The sequence below is a fragment of the Sinorhizobium arboris LMG 14919 genome (assembly GCF_000427465.1).
In the GTDB taxonomy this organism is placed as follows: domain Bacteria; phylum Pseudomonadota; class Alphaproteobacteria; order Rhizobiales; family Rhizobiaceae; genus Sinorhizobium; species Sinorhizobium arboris.
Genome location: NZ_ATYB01000008.1, coordinates 84430 through 107900, shown reverse-complemented (window position 1 = coordinate 107900; position 23471 = coordinate 84430). Strand labels below are relative to the sequence as shown.

The window sequence follows — 23471 nt, the reverse complement described above, 5'->3', positions numbered from 1 at the left end:
GCCTGCAGCGGGCTGGGTGATCGACTATTGCGGGGCCCGCCACCTGCTGGCCCGGTGATCGCATCTATCCGGCTTTCAGCGCCAGGCGCTTACCTGTCGCGATCAGCCGTGCTGCGGCATAGGTCTGGGTGACGATTTCCGGTACGAGGTCGATGTCGGGCAGGCTCCCCAATCCGAGGGGACCGATGGCGAACAGATTCGGCGTGCGCCCGCACGGGCCCAAGACTTCTCCCGTCGGACTGACCGCGATGCCGAGCTCGAGTTCATCGGGCTGAGCAAGCCCACCCGCAAAGAGGCTGCGAAGCAGGGGTGTGCCAAGATCCGGCGCCGAACAGCGGCATTCGATCACCTGGTCGGCCCTGAGCAGTTCCTCGGCATGGTGGCCCGACCAGCGCACCATGACGCCCTCCGGCAGGCGCCGCCCCGCCCGTCCGCGGCGAAGCACGGTTCGCCCGTCGGCAAGTTCCTGCTGCAGCCGCGCGTGAACAGCCGCCGGCAGGCGGTTTCTGTGGCTGTCGTAAATCGCCCGCAGGTGACGGTTGAACTGGCGCTTTTCCTGCGCCGAAAGCGATTGCCAGAGCGAGCGCGCTCGCCGGCGCAGGCCGTTCATCGCAGACTGCCAACCTTGTCCCTTCGTTTCGGCTTCAGCGCAGGCCTGACGCACGAAGCGCATGATCTGCCGCAGGCCGTGCGGCATCGGATCGACAGGGAAACTCGGCGCTGCGGCAAGCTGCGTATGCGCCTGCGGCAGGAAGCCGTGGGCCGAGATGAGCGTGATCTTTCCCGCATAGCCGTTATCGCGCATCTGGAAAAGCTGATCGACAACCCGAATGCCGCTACCGAGCAGGACCGCGTGGCGCGGATCGACGAGGCGGCGCGTCCGCACCAGCGGCCGCTCCGCATCGGAAACTTCGAGGTCGCGCGGGCGAACGCCGAAGCCTGTCGCCAGGATGACGGTGTCACACGCGTCACTCCCCCCTTCTCGCACAAGGCTGAAGCGACCGCTCGCGAGCTTGCGCAAGCCCGTGACCGGTTCGTGGGAGAATCTCACCGTGATGTCTGAGCGCCGGGCAAGCGCCTCGGAAAAGCGCTGATGCACGTAGTCGCTGAAGATGCCTTTCGGCACGAAAATCTGCCGGAAGCCGGGAATGGCCGCCGGGACGGCAGTGCGGAACTCATCATTGGCGCAAAGCCAGTCGTTGAAATCGTCGGGCTGGCCGGCCGCGACCGAGAGATCGCGCACCCGGCTGTTGAGAATCTCGCAGCGTTGGGCCGCGGAAAAGACCTGTCCGCCGCTGATCGATGGATGCGGGTCGTACATGGTGAGGTGGAAAGATTCCCGCATCGACTTCATGAGCGCGATCGCCATCATGATGCCCGAAAATCCACGGCCGACGATCGCGATTTCCGGCTTCGAGGAAGAGGCGGCCGCTGCTGACCTGCCGGCAAACAATCCACGAACGGTCATGTGAGCTCCTTTCGCGAGCTAGTTGTCGCTCCATGATCGGGGCAACTCTTAAGCAGGACTTCGAGACACACAAAAGCTGTAGTTGATTTTCAAGAGTATGCCGCTCACCAGCCGGGATTTACCGGAACAACGCGCCGTCCAGAACGCCTTGCGCCACATTCCCGCTTCAAGCGAGATATTTCTACTTCCTCGGCGGCACGGAATGCCGCCCCATGCACGTGGTGACCGCTGCAACATTTCAGTTCCTGCATGTTGTACCCTCAAATCGGTTCCGACGTAACAAACATGCGGGCAGCGTTTCGGTTATGGTCGTCCTTCTGCGAATAATCTACAATTTTTGTATTCTATTGCAAACTTCCTCCACGGCAAGCGATTTTCTTCAAAAACCGGGCAGCGGCCGGTCACCGGGATATGTAAACTACTGTAATTGCAGGGCATTTCACCTGCCCGAGTGGCGACCATTCGTGACGCCCACCTGCGCGGCCCGCTCCGCCGGAGGGGCTGGAAGAATTTAGCGGCTGCTCCATACTAAATGAGCGGCGAACAATGCAGCGCAAAAAACTGCGAGATGCGTGGACGCGAGCGGTCGATCACACCGCGACCTTAAGCCAGGCAAACCGGCCATGCTCCGTGGAGGGACAAAGATGGGAAGCATCTCGCAATTTGCCGGAAAGAGCAGGCCAGTGCCGCACCGCATCGAGAGCGAGGAAGAGGCCCTTGCGGTTGCAAGGGAGTTTGCGTTCCGATTTGCCGAGCGCGCCAGCGAACGCGACCTTGAGCGCGTCCTTCCCCACGACGAACTCGACCAGTTGGCCCAATCAGGACTGCTGGCGATCAGCATCCCGTCGGAATACGAGGGAATCGACGTTTCGAACGTCGTGCTTGCCGAAGTAACGGCGATCCTGTCGGAAGCCGACAGCTCCATCGGTCAGATTCCGCAAGGCCATTTCTGCGCCCTCGAGGCGCTGCGTCAGCACGCCACCGAAGAGCAGAAGCAGTTTTTCTTCGGTCGCGCGATGGCGGGCGACCGCTTCGGCAGCGCACTTTCGCAAGACGGCAACAAGACCGTTTCCGACGAGGGACCCCGGATCACCGCGGATGGGGCCGGGTATCGCATCGGCGGCCGGAAGCAATATTCGACGGGCGTCCTCTTCGCCGATTGGCTCGCGATCTCCGCACTCGACGCGGCCGGCCGCATCACCATGTCCTTTGTTGCGCGCGCAACGGAAGGCGTTCGCATCATCGACGACTGGGACAGTTTCGGGCAGCGCGTCACCGGCACCGGTACCGTGGTGCTTGAGAACGTTCCCGTGGATCTTGGTTCGGTCGTGCCGCATCATCGCGGTTTCGAGCGACCGAATACGATCGGTCCCATCAGCCAGATCATTCATGCCGGCGTCGATCTCGGCATTGCAAGGGCGGCCTTCCGGGAGACCCTCGAACTCGCCCGAAATACGGCACCGTCCCCCGCGGACAAAGACCTCGAGCGGGCATCGAACGATGCTTTGACGATCGCCAAGGTCGGCGAAGTCGCAATACGCATCGAGGCGGCCACCGCGCTCGTCGAACATGCCGGACGCAAGGTCGATACCGCCCAGGTTGACGCAACAGAAGAGCACGCGATCGAAGCCAGCCTGGCGGTCACCGCCGCCAATGCCCTTGCCGCCGAGGCCGCGCTCGAGGCCGCCAATGCGCTTTTCGCCCTCGCCGGCACCGCGTCTGCGAAGGTCGCGCTCAATCTCGATCGCTTTTGGCGCAACGCCCGCGCCCACACGCTGCAGGACCCGGTGCGCTGGAAACATCACCTCGTCGGCAATTATCACCTCAACGGCGTGCGGCCGCGCAACGGGTCACTGTGAGCAAAGAAGATATACTTGAACGAAGTGCTCAGCCCGCTTCGCTGAGGAGCGGGGCCACAACAGCATCTTTTTCGCTTGCGGCAAATTGCGCGAGCGTCATGTTGTCGAGAATGTCGGCGACGGCATCGCGCACGACGATCATCGAACGGCGAACATGACAATTCTCCGGATCGGAACAGTCATCGCACACCTCGTAGGCGGTGCGGCTCGCACAGCGGATCGGCGCCAAAGGTCCATCGAGCGTGCGGATCACCTGTCCGACGCGGATCTCGGAGGCGGGCCGCGCCAGCGCATAACCACCGCCCGGCCCCTTTTTCGAGCGAAGGAAGCCGGCATTCCTGAGTTCGAGCATGATCGTGTCGAGAAACTTCTTCGGCAAGTTGTTGCGAAGGGCGATTTCCGTGATGAAAGCCGTTTCGCCCGGTTGAAGCTGGGCGAGATCAACCATCGCCTTCAAACCGTATTTTCCCTTTTTTGTCAGCATGAGAACATCGCTTTCGAGAAGGATCGCGGCAAACGAGAAAAGCATGCGGTCTTCGTCCGCGCCCGCGACCCAGACACATCAAAATGACCACGTGGATGGCCCGATTCTCGCAGAGCCACGTGCCGTTTCCCAGCCTGCAAGCCTGTCCTGCCACGGCTCGCTCGTTCGGCATCATGGATTCAGTTATAGATCAAGCCCAGACTGGCAGCAAGAAAATCAACTTACTTCCTACATAGATTTACTCTAAATACAGACGCCTATCGTATCAAAAAGCGCCGCAACGCGAAACGAAACGTGAGTTCTTCTGGTGCTGCCGGAAGGCCGCGGATCAGCGATTCTTGCGCGCTTTCGACTCATAAGGGTTCTCCGATGCGCGGAAATGCACGCGGATCGGCACGCCCGGCAGGTCGAAGTCGTTTCGCAACCCGTTGATGAGATAGCGGGCGTAGGACTCCGGCACCGCCTCGGGGCGGGTGCAGGAAATCATGAATCCCGGTGGCCGTGCCTTGACCTGCGTCATGTATTTGAGCTTCAGGCGACGGCCGGAAACGGCCGGCGGCGGGTGCTGCACCTGCTGCGATTCCAACCAGCGATTGAGGCGCGCCGTCGAGATCCGCCTGTTCCAGACCTTGTCCGTTTCGATGATCGCCTGCATCAGACGGTCGAGGCCGTAGCCGGTATGGCCGGAGATCGGCACTGCACGGATGCCGCGGGCCTGCGGCAACAGCCGCTCGGTCTTTTCGCGCAGGTCGGCAAGCAGCGCCTGCCAGTTTTCGACAAGATCCCATTTGTTGAAGGCAAGCACGGCTGCACGCCCTTCTCGCAGCACCAGATCGACGATCTGGAGATCCTGCTTCTCGAAGGGGATCGTAGCGTCAAAGACGATCACGACGGTCTCGGCGAAGCGGATGGCACGCAGCGCATCGGCGACCGAGAGCTTTTCCAGCTTCTCCTGCACCTTTGCCTTGCGGCGCATGCCGGCCGTATCGAACATCTTGATCGTGCGGCCGCGCCACTCCCATTCGACGGAGATGGAGTCGCGGGTAATCCCCGCCTCCGGCCCCGTCAGCAGCCGGTCTTCGCCAAGAAAGCGATTGATCAGCGTCGACTTTCCGGCATTCGGACGGCCGACGATCGCCACCCGGAGCGGTTTGGTCTCGTCATAGGCGGGTTCGACTTCCTCGTCCCCCGCTCCTTCGCCGGCGTCGGCGCGGACGTCCACATTCGTCTCGGCAACGTCTTCCGCCGGCGGGAACGCCCTTTCCTCGCCGAGCGCCGCGACGATCGCATCGCGCAGGTCAAGCATGCCCTGGCCGTGTTCGGCCGAGATCGGGCAGGGCTCACCAAGGCCGAGCGTGAAGGCGTCGTAGAAGCCGCCCTCGGCGCCGCGCGCCTCGGACTTGTTGGCGACGACAACGACAGGCTTGCCGCGGCGGCGCAGCATTTCGGCGAGCGTTTCGTCTGCCGGGGTGAGACCGGCCTTGGCATCTACGACGAAGAGCGACAGATCCGCCTCGTCGATCGCCGCTTCGGTCTGCGCCCACATCCGTCCCTGGAGGCTGTCGGGCGACGATTGCTCCAGACCGGCTGTATCGATGATGCGGAACTTGAGATCGACCAGCTTCGCGTCGCCCGGACGCCGGTCACGGGTAACCCCCGGCGTGTCGTCGACAAGCGCCAGCTTCTTGCCAACCAGACGGTTGAACAAGGTGGATTTGCCGACATTGGGGCGCCCGATAATGGCGACAGTGAAGCTCATCTTGAAATCCGTGCCAAAGCGCGTCGCGTTCAAACAGAACTCACATGGCGCGCTTTAAGTTTCTGTCTTTGTATATGTCGTTATCCCAAAACCGCTGCGCACTTTTGGGCGACATGCTCTTTCTGTGCATGTCGTTATCCCAAAACCGCTGCGCACTTTTGGGCGACATGCATCAGGCCTTGCCCGTCGATGCGATCACGTCCAGCAGCATTTGCGCCCGATTCATGATGCCTCGCGGGCTTTGCGCGTCGTCGACGATCTGCTGGAACCAGCTCTTCGCCTTCGCATGGTCCCCGGCCTTGTAGGCCGAAAGCCCGAGCGCCTCGCGGGCGGAATGACGCATGGCGTTCTGCGGAACGGCCAGCTGCTCGACCTCGGAGGAGACCTGCTCGTAGGTTCCCGCATCGATTAGCAGATAGGCCGCGCGCAACCGCGCTGCATCGCGGAGCGCTGCCGGAATGCGCGTATCCCTGCCGATCTCGGAGAACGCCGCGACTGCCGCGTCCGTTTCACCCTTTTGCGCCTGCAGCGTCGCTACGCGCAGTCGCGCCAGAACCGGATAGGACCCGTAACCGTCCTTCTCCAGCTCGGTCAGCGCGGCGAGCGCCTCATCGGACTTGTTCTCCCGGGCAAGGTTGAGTGCTGCGAGGAAGGCGTCGCCCGATTGAGACGAGGACGATTCCTGCCAGTAATCGTAACCGACCTTGCCGACGGTGCCGAGCACGATCAAAACGGCAATCCCGATGATGATACCGCCGAAACGCGTCCAGACGGCCTTCATCTGGTCCGAGCGGAGTTCGTCGTTCACCTCGCGGATAAAGCTGTCGTCCTGGTTTACCATGTCCTGTCCCGGCCGCGCGGCCCTGATCTAGAGAAGTTGGCGCCTTCTACCCGATTTTGCGCCTGATGTAAGGGGGAGATCGACATTTAGAGTCCCACCGGCTGAACGCCTATCAGAAGCTCATGAAGCTTCCAGACGAAGAGCGCGTAGGCGGCGGTGCCGATGACGACCGCCAGGACGTCGTTGCGCGCCGACTTGAAAACGGGAAGAACCTTCTCGCCGGCCCGTTCGCGCCGCTTCAACGAGATGCGCAGGATCACCGCCCATGCGAGAAAGGAACCGAAGAGCAGGACCGAAGACGTCTCGCCATTCGCGAGGAGATGCGCGAGCGCCCATATCTTGATCGAGAGGATCTGCGGATGCTTGAGCGCGACGGCGATGCGGCCAGCCGGCAGGAAACCGGCCGCAAGCACGATGAAGGCCACGAGCATCAGCAGGAGCGCGATATGGCGCAGGAACACCGGCGGGTTGTAGAGCATCCCCGTTTCGCCCCGCGCCTGGCCAAATCCGTAGATGATGAGACAGAGTCCGACGAGGCTGACGATCGCATAAAGCCCCATCCAGGTGCCCTTGCCGCGACTTTCGATGACGCCGGCGCGAAAGCCGGGCGCGACCACGCGGATGAGGTGCATGCCGAGAAATATGATGATGCCGAGAACGAGTATGGCCATGGGTCACCGCTTGTTCGAGATGTCGGACCGCTACAGCGCCGCGCTTTGCCGATCCGTCTACCTACGCACTACCTTCGATAGCGCCTATTTTCCAGCCCAATCAAAGGATTGCCGCAATTTCCGACCAACTGCGACGAAACCAAACGTCACAGTTGAAACATGATTCGCATTCCTGTCGCATTCTCCCTCGCCCTTTTTCCCGCTCTCGCCCTTGCCGATCCGCCGCCGGCACCCCATCCGCCGAACGGCAAACAGCTCGTCGTCATCTCCTTCGACGGCGCCCACGACAATGCGCTCTGGGAGAAAAGCCTTGCCATGGCGAGGCGCACGGGCGCGCATTTCACCTATTTCCTCTCCTGCACCTTCCTGATGACGAAGGCCGATGGGAAGCAGACCTACCGGCCGCCCGGGCAGAAGCAGGGACGTTCGAATGTCGGCTTCGCGCAAACCCGCGAGGAGATCGCGATCCGCGCCGGCCATATCTGGCAGGCGCATCTTGAAGGGCACGATATCGGCAGCCACGCCTGTGGCCATTTCGACGGCAAAGACTGGAGCAAGGCCGATTGGGAGCGGGAGTTTTCCGCCTTTCGTGAAGCGCTCGCCGGCGCCTGGGAAATGGCGGGCAGACCGGAGGACGAGCCGGAAGGCTGGGCTGGCTTCGCAAGGCAGGGCATCAAGGGGTTCCGCGCCCCTTACCTGTCGGTGAGCGACGGCCTCATGCCCGCGCTCGAGGCTTTCGGCTTCGACTATGACGCAAGCCTCGTCACCAAGGGACCAGGCTGGCCCAGCTTTGCTGACGGTCTGCCGCGCTTCGGCCTGCCGCTCATCCCGGAAGGCCCCTCCCATCGCCCGGTGATCGGCATGGATTACAATCTCTTCGTCCGCCATTCGATGGGGGTCGAGAACAAACGCGACAGCGCCCGCTTCGAGGAGCGGACCCTTGCAGCCTTCCGCGATGCCTTCCGGAGGGAATACGAAGGCGACCGGATACCCCTTCAGCTCGGTTTCCACTTCGTCGAAATGAACGGCGGCGCCTATTGGCGGGCGCTCGATCGCTTTCTCTCGGAAACCTGCAGCACGCGCGACGTCGCCTGTGTCAGCTACGCCGAGGCCCTGCCGCTGATCGAGGATGCCAGAAAGAAGGCGGATCGCTCCGCCTTCTGATGTCCGCCGTTACAGCGCCAGCTCTTCCTTTCTGCCGGCGTCGAGGAATTGTCGGTCAATGTCAGGCAGCGGCGCGTCGTCCAGCACCGACTCGAAGGCTTTAAGTCGCTTGTAGATTGAAAGGAGCTCGACGATCGTCGTCCAGGAATTGACGAGATACTGGAAGGAGTCGCGCACCTGCGCGAACACATTCAGGACCTGGTTCATGACGCCGAGCGTGAGCTTCCCCGCCACGATCGACGGCACCAGCACGAAAGTGCCGAACAGGTTGTCCGCCTGAAGGTAGAAAATACGAGCAATATTGAAATACATATAATGGAAATACAGGCGGAAATAGTTGCGCCTGACATTTTCGAAGAGCTGTGCGAGCGTTATCGGATCGGCACGGTCTTCATGGTCCTCGCCATAGACCAGTTCCTTCCGGTAGGCGGCTTCGACGCGCTGGTTGCGAAATTCGAGTCCCGGAAGTTTTATACCCACGACGGCGAGGAAGACCGTTCCGAACAGCGACCATGAGATCGCGGCCCACACAAGCGCGTGGGGTATCTCGCCGACGACCGGCAGCACATTCACCTGCTCGGAAAACTTGAAGAGAACCGGGAGGAAGGCGATCAACGTCATAATCGAACTCACCAGACCGACACCGAGCCTTTCCACAGTGGTGGAAAATCGCATCGTATCTTCCTGCACACGCTGCGATGCGCCCTCGACATGTCGCAGCCTCGGCCAGTGCGAGACATAGTACTCGTTCATCGCGGTCCGCCAGCGAAAGATGTAGTGACTGACGAAGAAGAGGTTCAGAACACCCACGGTAACCGCCAGGAACGCGATGCCGGAGACGCTGAGCATTCCCAGATAAAGTTGTTCGGCCGTGACCGGTGCCGTCCGCGCAAGCGCCTGCTGGATCATGTCGTAGAACGGGCCGTACCAGGCATTGAAGGCGACGCTGACCTGAACCGAAAAGTAGGTGTTGAAGATGATCAGTGCCGAACCGAGAACGGACCAATATTGCCACCTGTGCGGGCTGTATGCGAACCAGAACCCCGCAAAAATCGCCACTACCACCGCATAGTATAGATAAAACCAGAGGAAGGGTGCCGTCCAGAAAACGGATACCCCGATGATAGGCTCCTGCCCTGGAGGAAGCGGCGGCAAGCCGAAATACGCGCCGATGTCCCGCCCTCCGGCATACCAGACAAGAACGGCGAGCAGGCTCCAGACGGCGGAAGATATGAAAAACAGCTTCGGCTTGGGGAAGAAGGATTGGAACAAGGGACGGCACTCTCGTTTCGGGGAGCATCAAGGACTTCACTCCTGATGCGCCGAAACTAGGGCAATTCACATTGCGCAACAATTACGGAATGCGAATGTTACTGTTATTTCATGTGACTGCCGACGCTGGCTGTCCCAGCCTCGTGAGGACCGGTCACCGGACCAAAGCGGCGTTTATCCTGCGCAATTCAGCGAGGACGACGATCCCGCAGATCATGAGAACGACGGCCGCAGCCAAGGTCGGCAGAGCGTAGCTTCCGGTCCGCTCCGCAAGCCAGCCGGCGACCAGTGGCCCCACGATTTGGCCGATCCCGAAGGCGGCGGTCATGAAGGCGAGTGCCCGGCGCGGGCTTTCGGGGGCGAGTTGCCGGCCGATCTGGAGGCCATAGGCCGTGACCATCATGAAGGTTGCGCCGAGCATCAACCCGCCGACGAGCGGTGCATAAGGAGAGGGCAAAGAAACCGTCAGAACGAGGCCCGCCGCCTCGACCAGCAGGCCGGCCGCATAGACACCGACCAGCCCGAAGCGCGGCACGGCGAACCGCCAGAGATAAACCGACAGCGCAGCGCTGACGCCGGTAGTCAGCCAGGCGAGGAACTCGACGCTGTGGCCGCCGCTTGCGTCGCGCGCCATGGTAACGAGGAAGGTGGCGGTGATCACGTAGCCGAAGCCGAAAAAGCCATAGGTGAGCGTCATCGCCGTGAGCGGCCGCGATGGGACGAGCGGCGCCTCCGGTCGGCCGCCATTGGCGGTATGACGGCTCTCCGGCAGCAGCGCAGCCACCAGGACAGTACCCGCCAGCGCGACGAGCGCGCCCACGAACCAGTCGGCCTGCGCCATCGAAAAGCGCCCGCCACCTGCCAGCGGTGCGGCCCAGACCGCGATTGAGGATAACGCAATGCCAAAACCGACGCCGCCGAAATGCACTGACGGCACGTGCACTGATCTGGCGGCGCTCCCCTGCCCCAGAACTATCCCCGAGATGAAGATCATCGCAAAGGCGCTCGCCAGCCCCGCAAGAAGGCGGATGATGGAATAGGCGAGCACCGAGGATGTAAGCCCCATTGCCGCGAGCAGCAGCGTTGTCGCAACGAGCGCCGCAAGACCAATCCCGCGTTCGCGGCCATGCGCCCAGCCATAACCTGCGAGAACCGCGCCTGCGAGATATCCAATGAAGTTTGCCGAGGCAACAAGGCCTGCATCAGCGGGCGAAAGACCGGTGTCGGCCATCATTGCCGGCAGGATGGGCGTATAGGAGAACCGGCCGAATCCCATAGCCACCGCCATGGCGATCGCGCCGGCGATCGCGGTCGCTGCGAGCCTTCCGCGCGAGACGTTTGGCGCGGGCCCGACGCCGCACGGGCTTGTCGAGTACCTCGACCCCGGTTCGCTGCGGTCCTGCCGTCTCTTGGGAGTGCTCATGCACTCTTATTGCATCGCAGCAAGAGAGCGGCAAATCATTATAATTGAACGGTCCATTGATGGAATCGAACGGTCTGCGCTGAGAAGAGAACAGGGAGCAGGCGCGACACCTCGCTACGCACTTCTCCCTTTAATCGCTCTATCCCGGCAGCGTCACGACCAGCGGCCCGCTGCGGGTGACGACCACCGTATGCTCATATTGCACAGTGGGGGCGCGCGGCTCGCTATAGAGAGTCCAGTCGTCGTCGCCGCCTTCGGCCCATTGCGCGCCCATCGAGAGGAAGGGTTCGACCGTGAAGACCATACCCTCGGTCATCCGCCGCCGCTCGGACGGGTCCGGCCAGGTGGCAATCTCGCTCGGTTCCTCGTGCAGCGACCGGCCGATGCCGTGGCTGGCCAGGTTGGTGACGAGGGAATAGCGGTTCTTGCGCGCGAACTCGCCGATCGATTTGCCGATTGCGGCCAGCGGCTGGCCCGGCTTGACCTGTTTCAGGCCCACCCACATCGCCCGCTTGCCGTCGCGGCAGAGCCGGTCGATCTCGGTCTTGACCGGTGGCACGGGAAAGGACGCGCCCGTATCGGCGAAGAACCCGCCCTTCTCGGCGGAAACGTCGATATTGACGAGATCGCCTGCCTGGATAACGCGGCGGCCCGGTATGCCGTGGGCGATCTCCTCATTGACGCTGATGCAGGTCGCACCGGGGAAATCATAGCAAAGCTCGGGTGCCGAACGGGCGCCCGCCGCCTCCAGCACCTTGCGCCCCAGCGCGTCGAGCTCGGCCGTGGTGATGCCGGGTTGGAGCGCCTCGCCCATCGCCTGAAGCGCATTGGCGCAAATCCGGCCAATCTCCTTCAGCCTTTCGAGGTCGTCGTCGTTGTTGAGGGTCATGATCTCTCGCTTTCGCGGCACATTTAACGTGCCGGGGGCGGATATGCCAGTACCCGCAGCCGCCGCGGCCGCTAAGATCCGCGCTCCTCCGCCAGCATTTCGCGGACCAGCGGCGCAACCTTCGTGCCGTAAAGTTCGATACCATGCAGGATCTGCCCGTGCGGCATCGGACCGATCGCCATTTGCAGAAGAAAGCGATCGTTGCAGAAGAGTTTCTGATGCGCAACGATCTTCCTGGCGACAGATTCCGGATCACCGAGAAAGAGATTGCCGGCGGGGGTGATGGCCTGATCGAAGTGGGCGCGGTTGGTCGGCCCCCAGCCGCGTTCTCGTCCAATGCGGTTCATCACCTCGGCTTGCGGTCCGTAGAACTGATCTGCAGCTTCTTGCGAGGTATCGGCGATGAAGCCGTGGACGTTGATGCTCGTCTTCAGCTTCGACGGGTCCTGCCCCGAGCGGCGGGCAGCTTCGCGGTAGAGCTGGAAGAGCGGCGCAAACCGCGCCGGCTCACCGCCGATGATCGCCAGCGCCATAGGCAGGCCGAGCGCACCCGCACGCGCGACCGACTGCGGCGTGCCGCCGACCGCAATCCAAAGAGGCAGCGCGTCCTGCAGCGGACGCGGATAGACGCCGCGGTCGTTGATCGGAGGCCTCAGAGTCCCCGACCAGGTGATCCTTTCGCTCTCGCGCAGCGCCAGAAGGAGATCGAGTTTCTCGGCGAACAGCTGGTCGTAATCATCCAGCGACTGGCCGAAGAGCGGGAACGATTCGATGAAGGAGCCGCGCCCCGCCATGATCTCGGCGCGTCCGTTCGACAGGAGGTCGAGCGTGGCAAATTGCTGAAAGACGCGGACGGGATCGTCGGAACTCAGCACCGTCACCGCACTCGTCAGCCGGATGCGGCTGGTGCGCGCGGCGGCGGCCGCGAGGATCACCGCCGGTGCGGACGCCGCATAGTCCGGCCGGTGATGCTCGCCGAGGCCGAAGACGTCGAGGCCGACCTGATCGGCAAGCTCGATCTCCTCCAGGAGATCGGCGAGACGCCGGCGCCCCTCGGCCCCCTTGTCGGCCGCATTCGGATCGACGTCGGCGAATGTATAGAGTCCGAGTTCCATGATTGGCTTCCTGCGAGTCTAGCGTTGCGCTAGAGATAATCGGCGCAGGATCGGGTCGCAAATGCGCCTTCGGGAAACGTACTGTTTCCGGCGGACGTCCATCCTGGGTCAGGCGCTCTTCGGCTTCGTTCGCGAACGAGCGCGTGTGCGTGCCGACGTATTCAGCGCCACTGCGGCACGAACAAGCGCGATGAACGCCTCTTCATCGATCTCTTCTCCCTCATGAAAATCGATGGCGCGCCGCGTATTGCCTTCGAGGCTGGAATTGAAAAGGCCCGAAGGATCCTCCAGCGCGGCGCCCTTGGCGAAGGTAGTCTTCACCGCATTCTTGTAGACCTCGCCAGTGCAGATTATCCCCGCATGCGACCACACGGGCACGCCTCTCCACTTCACTTCCTCGATCACTTCCGGGTCGGCCTGCAGGATGAGTTTACGTATCCGGGCGAGGGTCTCGCCGCGCCAGTCGCTAAATTCAGCGATTCTCGCATCTATCAGCTCGGAGGGAGAGGCCCCTTCTTCGTTCGTGCCGCTCGTCCTGTTCTCCATGGCTATCACCTTCCTTGTGGTTGATGGCGTCCGCCGGTCGATCACATTCGTTCGCCGGGCAATTGGCTGGCTTGCCTCACCCAGGCCGAGAATTGAGCTTCATCGAGTTGGCCCTCGTAAATGTCCAGGTAACGCACTTCCGGATACTTGGACGTGCCGGGCGGGACAGGATTGAGCGAGGCGCCGCGGAAAAACGTCACTTTGATATATTTTGTAAAGCAGTGAAAGCTGAGGAACCAGACATCGTCCTCGGTGCCGTAGAAAGGCGAGTTCCACTTGACCGCCTTGCGCACGCCGGGAACGGCTTCCACAATCAGAACGTCCAGGCGGCGCCCTACATCGCTCTTCCAGCCCGGCATGGCTGCGATATAGGCCTGCACGGGGGCGTCGCCATAGCCCTTCGCGATCTGAGGGTTGCCGCCCGAGAGCAGGGTCGGCTGCGCCGAGGCCGGCTTGACGGCGGCTTTCCTTGCATTCCCGATCTTTTCGGGGTTCTTGCTGGCCATCGTCGTCACCTCATTGCTCCGCATGCCGGCCGCTACGCCACCTCGCGGCATAGGGTAGCACGAACATATAGAGGCCGCTAAAAAGCAGCAGGAAGAGCGGGAGCAGCGGAGAATAGACCACCCATGCTGGAGGTTCTCCCAAGCCCATGGCGGCGAAGTTGGCGATGACGGTTACCGTAAAGACGACGGATAACCACCGGTGGGTATGACGTATCCAGGCGTTCCAATCCATTGAATAATCTCCCCTTGACACGAAGCGAAGCGGCCCGATCGGCGCCGGCAGGCGGGTCTCAGTTCATACCCGCCAGAAGGCGCTCCAGATTTTCGAAGAACTGCTGCCACCCGGCCTTGGCGCCGCCATAGGCCTGCCGCTGATCCGGGTGGAAGCCAACCTGCTCCATGCGCAGTTGGGTTCCCGCGCTTGTAGGGACGAGCGTGAAGGTGACCACGCTCTTCAAGTCGTAGGCCGGATCCTCATGGGCGAAATTCCAAGCGTAGCTCAGTTTCCTGTTGGGCTCTACGACGAGGACTTCGCAGTCCAATACGCCACCCCACTCGCCGCGCAGATTGAAACGGTGCCCCACGACTGGACTGAAGTCGTTCTTCATGAGCCACTCCTCCATCAGGTGCGGCTGGGTGAGCGCGCGCCAGATCTTCTCCGGCGGATGAGCGATCTCCCGCTCGACGACGACGGAGCGTGTTTCGGTCGACGTTTCCTTCATTGGTCCATCCTTTTCAAAAGATCTTCGAGATCGTCGAAGCGGCTCTGCCAGAATCCGGCCATCTCGCGCGTCCAGTCGACCAGCGGCGCGAGTGCACCGAGTTGCGCGCTGTAATAGGTGTGGCGGCCTTCGTGGCGGTCGCGCACCAATCCGGCCTGCTTCAGGACTCCCAGATGCTTCGAGACGACCGGCTGCGAGACGCCCGCCCGAACCGTCAGAGCACCGACCGTCCTCTCCCCTTCGCGGCACAGGCGCTCAAACAGGGCCCGCCGCGTAGGGTCGGCAAGCGTCCTGAACAGCATGTCATGCGCATTGGACATTTGAAATACATACCCGGTTAGCTATGGATCGATTCATAGCCAATGAGGTATGGATGAGTCAAGCGGACCCCATCTGTGTGACCAAATTCTGCGGCAAGGCTGCTCGCCGGCGAACGACAGCGCGCGCAGAGCGCGTGACTTCACATATTCCCATGGCTATGGTTTGGCGTGCTTTTTCCTCCCTCGTCCCTGTGCTCGCCACAGAGATCGAGCAGCGCCGCACCTGCGGCACACGAGAGTCCTGTCAGCCCAAGGACTTGGGCTGGCTGGTTTCCTGTGACATGCACAGGCATGAAGATCATTGCGAAGATCTCGTACCGGAGCGCTGACGCGTAACGTGGAAGTGCAACGCGCTCAGGCAGCGATCAACGTCCGCTTGACCGCGCTGCGCCAGCCCTTGAGCTTCATTTTGCGCGTGGTCTCGTCCATATGGGGCTCGAAGCGGCGATCGCGGGCCCAGGACTTGGCGAATTCCTGCTGGTTCGGCCAGACGCCTGCGCGGCTGCCGGCGAGCCAGGCGACGCCGAGCGCGGTGGTTTCGAGAATGACCGGGCGGTCGACCGGGGCGTCGAGCAGATCCGACAGGCGCTGCATCGTCCAGTCGGAGGCGACCATGCCGCCATCGACGCGCAGGACCGTATCATTGCCGTTGCTGCGCCAATCCCTGTGCATCGCCTCCAGCAGGTCTCGGGTCTGATAGCAGACGGCCTCGAGTGCCGCCCGTGCAAACTCTGCCGGACCGGTATTGCGCGTCATGCCGAAAATCGCACCGCGCGCATCGGGATCCCAATGGGGCGCGCCAAGCCCGGTGAAGGCCGGCACGAGGTAGACCTCCTGCGAGGGGTCGGCGCTCTCCGCAAGCGAGCCCGTATCCGGCGCCGCCTTGATCACCTTGAGCCCGTCGCGCAGCCATTGCACGGCAGCCCCGGCCACGAAGATCGAGCCTTCGAGCGCATAGGTCGTTTCGCCGTTGAGACGGTAGGCGATGGTGGTCAGGAGTCGGTTCTTCGAACGGACCATGTCCTTGCCGGTGTTGAGCAAGGCGAAGCAACCGGTGCCATAGGTGGATTTCAGCATGCCGGGCTTGAAGCAGGCCTGGCCGATCGTCGCCGCCTGCTGGTCGCCGGCAACGCCGAGGATCGGTATCGCCGCGCCGAAAAGGGACGGATCGGTGACGCCGAAGTCAGCCGCGCAGTCCTTCACCTCCGGCAGCATCTCCATTGGTACGCGCAGGATGTCCGTGAGCTCGTCGTCCCAGGCATTCTCGGCGATATTGTATAGGAGTGTGCGCGAGGCATTCGTCGCGTCGGTGCAGAAGCTCCTGCCGCCTGTCAAGCGCCAGATGAGGAAGGTGTCGATGGTCCCGAAGCAGAGTTCGCCTCTGGCCGCGCGCGCCTGCGCGCCCTTCACGTTCGAAAGCAGCCAGTTGAGCTTCGTTCCGGAAAAATAGGGATCGAGCAGCAGGCCGGTCTTCCTGACGAAAGTCTTTTCCAACCCTTTCTTCTTGAGCTTGTCGCAAAAGGCGGCGGTGCGGCGGTCCTGCCAGACGATGGCATTGTGGACCGGCTTGCTGGTCTCACGGTCCCAGACGACCACAGTCTCGCGCTGGTTGGTGATGCCGATCGCGGCAATGTCGCTCGCGGATATGCCCGCCTTATCGATCGCTTCCCCGACCGTGCCGACGACCGTCTGCCAGATCTCCTCCGGATCGTGCTCGACCCACCCCGACTTCGGAAAGTGCTGCTTGAACTCCTTCTGTCCGACCCCCGCAATTTTCTGGGTGTCGTCGAAGACGATTGCGCGGGTCGACGTCGTGCCCTGATCAATCGCGAGAATATATCCGCCCATATGCCCCTCCTCGGCACTTAAAAGGCCGGCACCGAATACAAGCGGGAGCCGCGGGACGCGTTTCCCGATACCGCCCTCCGCCCTTCCTCAAGGGCGACGTTCGAAAGACTTCAATACAATAGAAAAACGAATGTCAAACGAAAACAAAACGCAACTCGCCCCGGACGCTCCGTTGGAGGCCGCCTCTGCGTCGCCGGCCGGAAAAACACAATTGTCACTACCGCTCCTTTGCGCGTAGGCTGAGGCTATTGCGTTGCAAAAAACGCGAGCGGCGTCCAGGAGGGAGACAGCGGGAATGACCAAGACTGCGGTGATAACGGGTTCCACGAGCGGCATCGGGTTGGCGATCGCCCGGACCCTGGCGAAGACCGGCGCCAATATCGTATTGAACGGCTTCGGTGCGGCGGACGAGATCAGGGCCGTTACGGACGAAGTCGCAGGCTTGAGCGCCGGCACGGTGCTTCATCACCCAGCCGACATGACGAATCCCTCCGAGATCGCGGACATGATGGCGACGGTGGCCGATCGCTTCGGCGGCGCCGACATCCTCGTCAACAATGCTGGCGTGCAGTTCGTCGAAAAGATCGAGGATTTTCCGGTCGAGCAATGGGACCGGATCATCGCCGTCAATCTTTCCTCCTCCTTCCACACCATTCGTGCCGCCATTCCGCGGATGAAAAAGAAAGGCTGGGGCCGGATCATCAATATCGCGTCAGCCCATGGCCTCGTGGCCTCCCCCTTCAAGTCCGCCTATGTCGCCGCCAAGCATGGTATCATGGGGCTGACGAAAACCGTGGCACTGGAGGTGGCGGAAAGCGGCATCACCGTCAACTCCATCTGCCCCGGCTACGTGCTGACGCCGCTCGTCGAAAAGCAGATACCGGATCAGGCGAGAACGCGCGGCATCACAGAGGAGCAGGTGATCAATGAGGTAATGCTCAAGGGGCAGCCGACGAAAAAGTTCATCACCGTCGAACAGGTTGCGTCCCTGGCGCTTTATCTTGCAAGCGATGATGCCGCTCAAATCACCGGAACCCACGTTTCGATGGATGGCGGGTGGACGGCGCAGTAAACGACGGCTAGCGGGAAGTGAAGGGAATGGCATGGCACAGGCGTCCGACAGCATCCGCTTCATCCTGAACGACACCGAGATCGCCCTTTCCGACGTCGCACCCACCTCGACGCTGCTCGACTACCTGAGGCTGGAGCGCCGCCTCACCGGCACCAAGGAAGGCTGCGCGGAAGGAGACTGCGGTGCCTGTACGGTGCTCGTCGGCCGGCTCGCCAAGGACAGCGGCGGAGCGGAAGGCCTCGTCTATGAAAGCGTCAACGCCTGCATTCGCTTCACGGGGTCGCTGAATGCCACGCATGTCGTAACGGTCGAGCACTTGGCGGCCATGGACGGCACGCTTCACCCGGTGCAGCAGGCACTGGTCGATTTTCACGGCTCGCAATGCGGCTTCTGCACGCCCGGCATCGTCATGTCGCTTTACGGGCTATGGCTCACCAATGACAAGCCGAGCCGAGCGGCGATCGAAAAGGCACTGCAGGGCAATCTCTGTCGCTGCACCGGTTATGAACCGATCGTGCGCGCGGCGGAGGCTGCGGCGGCGGAGCGCCCGACTGCCCTCTTCGACCCGATCACCCGCACGCGGGAAGCAGTGACGGCGCGCCTGCAGGCGCTGCGGCAGACGGATACAATCGTTATCCGCAGCGGTGCGGACTGTCTGATCGTACCTGTCGACTCTGCGGACCTTGCACGTGCTCTCGCAGAGCATCCGACGGCTACGATCGTCGCCGGCTGTACCGATGTCGGGCTTTGGGTGACGAAGCAGATGCGATCGCTCAATCCGGTGGTCTTCATCAACGGCATCGCCGAACTGCTGCGAATCGAGAGCTCCAAAGCGGGTCTGACGATCGGCGCCGCCGTCAGCTACACGGCGGCGCACGAGGCTCTTTCCTCCGCCTGCCCGTCTTTCGGCCTTCTTCTCGACCGCATCGGCGGCGATCAGGTGCGCAACATGGGCACGCTCGGCGGCAATATCGCCAACGGTTCTCCGATCGGCGACAGCCCGCCTCCGCTGATCGCGCTGGGCGCGACCGTTACCTTGCGCTCGAAGGACGGTCAGCGCACGCTGCCGATCGAGGACTTCTTCATCGCCTATGGCAAGCAGGATCGCAGGCCGGGAGAGTTCATCGAGAGCATCTTCGTCCCGGCGCTGCCCGCCGACGAGCGTTTCGCCGCCTACAAGATCTCGAAGCGCCGCGACGAAGACATTTCCGCCCTGCTCGGCGCCTTCCGCATCTCGCTCGACGGCAATCGGGTGAAAGCCGCCCGAATTGCCTTCGGCGGCATGGCGGCAACGCCGAAGCGGGCGAAGTCCGTCGAAGCAGCGCTGATCGGACAACCCTGGACAGCGGAGACGGTCCGTACCGCTCAAGCAGCCTTCGATGCAGATTATCAGCCGATTACCGACTGGCGCGCGACCGGTGCCTATCGCATGCTCGCGGCGAAGAACCTGCTGATGCGTTTCTTCCTCGAAAGCATCGGGGAAACGGTTCAGCTCCAGCGGTTCGAGGAGGTGGCGTGAGTGCTTGTCGCGACATTGACGGGTCGGGATTGCCCCTCTCCTCGGGCTTAACCCGAGGACTAACCCTCTCCCCGCTTGCGGGGAGAGGGGACGAGTGCGCCGCTTCCTTCCTCCCGGTCGATAAAAGGGCTCGCAGAGCGGACGAGCGCGCGCCGCTTGTTCCTTCCCCCCGCCTGCGGGGAGAAGTTGCCGGCATGGGGATAAGGGGGAAATTCTTCGTCAGGAGGCCCCCGCATGGATAAACCCACCCTTGAAGTCCGCACCATTACCGGTCCGATGCATGCGCCACTGCGCCACGACAGCGCCCACAAGCATGTGGCGGGCACCGCCGACTATATCGACGACATGCCCGAACCCGTCGGAACCGTGCATGGCGCTCTCGGCCTCACGGACCGGGCGCATGCGGAAATCCTCGAGATGGATCTCTCCGCCGTAGCCGCAGTGCCCGGCGTCGTTTGCGTGCTCACGGCTGAGGACATGCCGCATTCCAACGACATCAGCCCGACCCATCTGCACGACGAGCCGGTGCTTGCCGACGGGCGAGTGGAGTTCCATGGTCAACCAGCCTTCGCGGTCGTCGCCGAAACGCGCGACATCGCCCGCCGGGCCGCGCGGCTCGCCACGATCACCTATCGCGACTTCCTGCCGGCGATCGATGTCGTCGACGCCATCGGGACTGGCGGGGGGCTCGTGACTCCGCCGCTGACACTCGAACGCGGCGATGCGGAAGGCGAACTGGAGCGGGCGCCGCGCCGCATCAAGGGACGCATGCGCATCGGCGGCCAGGAGCATTTCTACCTGGAAGGACATATCGCGCTCGCGATCCCCGGCGAAGATGATGAAATGACCGTCTGGGTCTCGACGCAGCATCCGAGCGAAGTCCAACGCATGGTCGCGCAGGTGCTCGGCGTCCCCTCGAACGCAGTTACGGTGAATGTCCGCCGCATGGGCGGCGGCTTCGGCGGCAAGGAGACCCAAGGCAACCAGTTTGCGGCACTCGCCGCCGTCGCCGCGCGCAAGCTTCGCCGCGCCGTCAAGTTCCGCCCGGACCGCGACGACGACATGATCGCCACCGGCAAGCGTCATGACTTCCTCGTCGACTACGACGTCGGATTCGATGAGGAGGGGCGCATCCGGGCGGTCCAGGCGAATTATGCCGCGCGATGCGGTTTCTCCGCCGATCTCTCCGGCCCGGTCACCGACCGCGCTCTCTTCCATGCGGATAACGCCTACTTCTATCCGCATGTGAAGCTTACCTCGCAACCGCTTAAAACCAATACGGTTTCCAACACCGCTTTTCGAGGCTTCGGCGGACCCCAGGGCATGCTCGGCGGCGAGCGGATCATCGAGGAGATCGCTTATGCGCTCGGCAAGGACCCGCTCGAAGTCCGCAAGCTGAACTTCTATGGCGACGCCCTTTCCGGCCGTAACGTCACGCCCTACCATCAGAAGGTAGAGGACAACATCATCGGACGGATCGTCGATGAACTGGAAGCGAGCGCCGATTACCTGGCGCGGCGGGCAGCGATCGTCGAATTCAACCGATCGAGCCGCGTGATCCGCAAGGGCATCGCTCTGACCCCGGTGAAATTCGGCATCTCCTTCACCCTCACGCATCTCAATCAGGCCGGGGCGCTCGTCCACATTTATACGGACGGCTCGCTCCACCTGAATCACGGCGGCACCGAGATGGGCCAGGGCGTATATACGAAAGTGGCGCAGGTCCTCGCAGACAGTTTCCAGATCGACATCGACCGGGTGAAAATAACCGCGACGACGACCGGCAAGGTGCCGAATACGTCAGCGACCGCCGCCTCCTCCGGATCCGACCTCAATGGCATGGCTGCCTTCGATGCTGCGCGCCAGATCAAGGAGAGGCTCGTCGCCTTTGCGGCCGAGCGCTGGCAGACGACAGCCGAGAATGTCACCTTCGTGGCCAATCACGTCAGGATCGGCGAGGAGCTCGTGCCTTTTGCCCGGTTCGTGCAGGAGGCTTACGGTGCACGTGTCCAGCTTTCCGCCGCCGGGTTCTATGCGACGCCGGGCATCCACTGGGATCGGGCCGCCGGCCGCGGCACGCCCTTCTATTACTTCGCCTATGGCGCGGCCGTTTCCGAGGTCTCGATCGATACGCTGACGGGCGAATATATGGTCGATCGCGTTGACGTCCTGCACGACGTCGGCCGCTCGCTCAATCCGGCGATCGATCTCGGCCAGGTCGAGGGCGGCTTCGTCCAGGGCATGGGCTGGCTGACAACGGAGGAGCTCTGGTGGGACGAGAAGGGACGTCTGAGGACGCATGCGCCCTCGACCTACAAGATCCCCCTCGCTTCGGATCGGCCGAAGGTCTTCAACGTGCGCCTCGCCGAATGGTCGGAAAATGCGGAAAAGACGATCGGCAGGTCGAAGGCCGTGGGAGAGCCACCCCTCATGTTGCCCATTTCGGTGGTCGAGGCCCTGTCGATGGCCGTCGCCAGCGTCGCCGACTATCGCGAGTGTCCCCGCCTCGATACGCCGGCGACGCCCGAGCGTATCCTGATGGCCGTGGAACGGCTTAGAGAGCAGTTTGGATGAACAGTATTCCAACACGATGATTTTAGGTCTGGCCGACCTAAAATCATCGTGATCGCTTCTAATAGGTTGGGACGCGGAATGCGGGCGGAACCCCGCCAACACTTTTCCTCTGCCGCTCCTAGCGCAGTATGTCGTCGTCCTGCCGGGCCATGCGGCCGTCGAGAAATCCCAAGTCCTTTTTCATGTAATCGGATGTGGATTCGAGGTCGAGATTTAAGCTCCGGCCTCGCATGCGGCGTAGTGCCGAAGCGGCGATACGAGCGATCCCACTTAGTGGGAGAAGCGGCTTTCTTTCAGTAAATTCCGATAGATCGCAGGACATCTGAGCACCTTTTCAAAGCGGTGAAGTTGACTTGCAGCATGCCCCGATAGATGCTCGAATTCCAATCGAACATCCGTCTACATGCATCAAGAGAACTTATCCATGAAGCTGTCCAAACAGTTTCCGCTGAATGCCCTGAGGGTCTTTGAAGCGGCCGCGCGGCTCGGAAGTTTCACCAAGGCGGGCGAAGAACTCGGGATGACCCAGACGGCGGTCAGCTATCAGATTAAGCTGATCGAGGAGAGCATCGGCGAGCCGCTGTTCCTGAGGCGTCCGCGGCAGATCACGCTCACGGAGGTTGGACAGCACCTCGCTCCGAAGGTGACGGAAGCCTTCGAGCTGCTGCACGAGGCGGTTGCCTCGGCGCGCGGGAATACGGAGGCGGCCTTGCTCATCAACTCGACGGCAACCTTTGCCTCGCAATGGCTCGCCCGGGAAATCGGCACGTTCCAGCTAGAACATCCGAATATTGCAGTGCGTCTGGTGGCGAACGACGCGATCGTCGATTTCACCAAGGAGTCGGCCGACGTAGCGATCCGCTCCGGCAGGGGCGACTGGCCCGGCCTCGTCAGCCATCGGCTGATGCGGGTAGAGTTTTCGCCGATGCTCAGCCCGGCCCTTGCGGAAACGATCGGCGGCGTGCGCACGCCGCGGGACCTTTTGAAGCTCCGCATTATCGACCCTCGAGATCCCTGGTGGCGCCTATGGTTTCGCGCTGCGGGCGTGGACGATCCGAATCTGGACGGCCGTCCGGCAAGCCGGCTCGGCGCCCAGGCCTTCGAAGCGCGGGCGGCGGTCGCGGGCCAAGGTGTCGCGATCCTGATGCCTGAATTCTATAGCGACGACGTGGCGCTCGGCAGGCTTTACCAGCCGTTCGAGCTGAGATGCAGCGACGGCCACGATTACTGGCTCGTTTATCCGCACGCCCGCCGCAACACCCCGAAGATCCGCGCTTTCCGCAACTGGATTCTCGACAGACTCGATCCGGACGCCCGTCAGGGCCCGTTCTGAGCGCCGGAAGCGACTATCGGCCGGACGCCAACACTGTGAAACTACGGAAATCGCCCCTTCCCCGCTCTCCGTTTTTCTCGCAAGGT

The 23471-nt window shown here is 62.3% G+C and carries 21 protein-coding genes; 6 read left to right on the top strand and 15 right to left on the bottom strand.

Annotated elements, in window-relative coordinates:
• Nucleotides 1-64: 64 nt before the first annotated feature.
• The gene (locus SINAR_RS0101280; RefSeq protein WP_027997349.1) at nt 65-1468 is read right to left on the bottom strand and encodes an FAD/NAD(P)-binding protein; all 1404 of its coding nucleotides are present in this window, start codon (nt 1466-1468) and stop codon (nt 65-67) included.
• Nucleotides 1469-2112: 644 nt separating this feature from the next.
• Between SINAR_RS0101280 and SINAR_RS0101275 the strand changes: the two genes are divergently transcribed.
• A complete protein-coding gene (locus SINAR_RS0101275; RefSeq protein ID WP_027997348.1) occupies nt 2113-3327 on the top strand; it encodes an SfnB family sulfur acquisition oxidoreductase in 1215 nt (404 codons plus the stop codon).
• A gap of 28 nt (nt 3328-3355) precedes the next feature.
• Here SINAR_RS0101275 and SINAR_RS0101270 read toward each other — a convergent pair whose 3' ends face one another.
• The 4 genes from SINAR_RS0101270 to SINAR_RS0101255 all read right to left on the bottom strand — a co-directional run bounded on the left by SINAR_RS0101270 (nt 3356) and on the right by SINAR_RS0101255 (nt 7082).
• A complete protein-coding gene (locus SINAR_RS0101270; RefSeq protein WP_033057054.1) occupies nt 3356-3811 on the bottom strand; it encodes an RrF2 family transcriptional regulator in 456 nt (151 codons plus the stop codon).
• A 328-nt stretch (nt 3812-4139) separates the two neighbouring features.
• Nucleotides 4140-5570, bottom strand: coding sequence for a ribosome biogenesis GTPase Der (der, locus tag SINAR_RS0101265; RefSeq protein ID WP_027997346.1), 1431 nt, complete (start codon nt 5568-5570; stop codon nt 4140-4142).
• 172 nt (nt 5571-5742) lie between these two features.
• Entirely contained in the window at nt 5743-6411 is a 669-nt protein-coding gene (locus tag SINAR_RS0101260; protein WP_027997345.1) for a tetratricopeptide repeat protein, read from the bottom strand.
• A gap of 86 nt (nt 6412-6497) precedes the next feature.
• The gene (locus SINAR_RS0101255; RefSeq protein WP_027997344.1) at nt 6498-7082 is read right to left on the bottom strand and encodes an NnrU family protein; all 585 of its coding nucleotides are present in this window, start codon (nt 7080-7082) and stop codon (nt 6498-6500) included.
• 159 nt (nt 7083-7241) lie between these two features.
• Here SINAR_RS0101255 and SINAR_RS0101250 point away from each other — a divergent pair, with 159 nt between their 5' ends.
• Nucleotides 7242-8246 (top strand): polysaccharide deacetylase family protein, encoded by a 1005-nt coding sequence (locus tag SINAR_RS0101250; RefSeq protein ID WP_027997343.1) that lies wholly within the window; start codon nt 7242-7244, stop codon nt 8244-8246.
• A gap of 9 nt (nt 8247-8255) precedes the next feature.
• On the opposite strand, the gene bacA is transcribed toward SINAR_RS0101250, so the two are convergent.
• The 10 genes from bacA to glpK all read right to left on the bottom strand — a co-directional run bounded on the left by bacA (nt 8256) and on the right by glpK (nt 16887).
• A complete protein-coding gene (bacA, locus tag SINAR_RS0101245) occupies nt 8256-9518 on the bottom strand; it encodes a bacteroid development protein BacA (RefSeq protein WP_027997342.1) in 1263 nt (420 codons plus the stop codon).
• A gap of 154 nt (nt 9519-9672) precedes the next feature.
• Complete coding sequence (locus SINAR_RS0101240) at nt 9673-10941, bottom strand: MFS transporter (RefSeq protein WP_027997341.1); 1269 nt, start codon at nt 10939-10941, stop codon at nt 9673-9675.
• A 139-nt stretch (nt 10942-11080) separates the two neighbouring features.
• On the bottom strand, nt 11081-11830 hold the full coding sequence (gene map, locus SINAR_RS0101235; RefSeq protein WP_027997340.1) for a type I methionyl aminopeptidase: 750 nt from the start codon (nt 11828-11830) through the stop codon (nt 11081-11083).
• A gap of 71 nt (nt 11831-11901) precedes the next feature.
• Nucleotides 11902-12945 (bottom strand): LLM class flavin-dependent oxidoreductase, encoded by a 1044-nt coding sequence (locus SINAR_RS0101230; protein ID WP_027997339.1) that lies wholly within the window; start codon nt 12943-12945, stop codon nt 11902-11904.
• Nucleotides 12946-13053: 108 nt separating this feature from the next.
• A complete protein-coding gene (locus SINAR_RS0101225; RefSeq protein WP_027997338.1) occupies nt 13054-13491 on the bottom strand; it encodes a DUF1801 domain-containing protein in 438 nt (145 codons plus the stop codon).
• Nucleotides 13492-13532: 41 nt separating this feature from the next.
• Nucleotides 13533-13997, bottom strand: coding sequence for a DUF1801 domain-containing protein (locus SINAR_RS0101220; RefSeq protein WP_027997337.1), 465 nt, complete (start codon nt 13995-13997; stop codon nt 13533-13535).
• 10 nt (nt 13998-14007) lie between these two features.
• Nucleotides 14008-14229 (bottom strand): hypothetical protein, encoded by a 222-nt coding sequence (locus SINAR_RS0101215; RefSeq protein ID WP_027997336.1) that lies wholly within the window; start codon nt 14227-14229, stop codon nt 14008-14010.
• A gap of 58 nt (nt 14230-14287) precedes the next feature.
• Complete coding sequence (locus SINAR_RS0101210) at nt 14288-14719, bottom strand: SRPBCC family protein (protein ID WP_027997335.1); 432 nt, start codon at nt 14717-14719, stop codon at nt 14288-14290.
• A complete protein-coding gene (locus SINAR_RS0101205; RefSeq protein ID WP_027997334.1) occupies nt 14716-15039 on the bottom strand; it encodes an ArsR/SmtB family transcription factor in 324 nt (107 codons plus the stop codon). Before SINAR_RS0101205 ends, SINAR_RS0101210 begins: the two co-directional genes overlap by 4 nt.
• A 354-nt stretch (nt 15040-15393) precedes the next feature.
• Nucleotides 15394-16887, bottom strand: coding sequence for a glycerol kinase GlpK (gene glpK, locus SINAR_RS0101200; RefSeq protein WP_027997333.1), 1494 nt, complete (start codon nt 16885-16887; stop codon nt 15394-15396).
• A 295-nt stretch (nt 16888-17182) separates the two neighbouring features.
• Between glpK and SINAR_RS0101195 the strand changes: the two genes are divergently transcribed.
• The 4 genes from SINAR_RS0101195 to SINAR_RS0101175 all read left to right on the top strand — a co-directional run bounded on the left by SINAR_RS0101195 (nt 17183) and on the right by SINAR_RS0101175 (nt 23385).
• Nucleotides 17183-17959, top strand: a complete 777-nt coding sequence (locus SINAR_RS0101195; protein ID WP_027997332.1) for a 3-hydroxybutyrate dehydrogenase — start codon at nt 17183-17185, stop codon at nt 17957-17959.
• A 31-nt stretch (nt 17960-17990) separates the two neighbouring features.
• Nucleotides 17991-19478 (top strand): xanthine dehydrogenase small subunit, encoded by a 1488-nt coding sequence (xdhA, locus tag SINAR_RS0101190; protein ID WP_027997331.1) that lies wholly within the window; start codon nt 17991-17993, stop codon nt 19476-19478.
• 234 nt (nt 19479-19712) lie between these two features.
• Complete coding sequence (xdhB, locus tag SINAR_RS0101185) at nt 19713-22052, top strand: xanthine dehydrogenase molybdopterin binding subunit (RefSeq protein ID WP_027997330.1); 2340 nt, start codon at nt 19713-19715, stop codon at nt 22050-22052.
• Between the two features lie 424 nt (nt 22053-22476).
• Nucleotides 22477-23385, top strand: coding sequence for a LysR substrate-binding domain-containing protein (locus SINAR_RS0101175; protein WP_027997328.1), 909 nt, complete (start codon nt 22477-22479; stop codon nt 23383-23385).
• Nucleotides 23386-23471 lie beyond the last annotated feature (86 nt).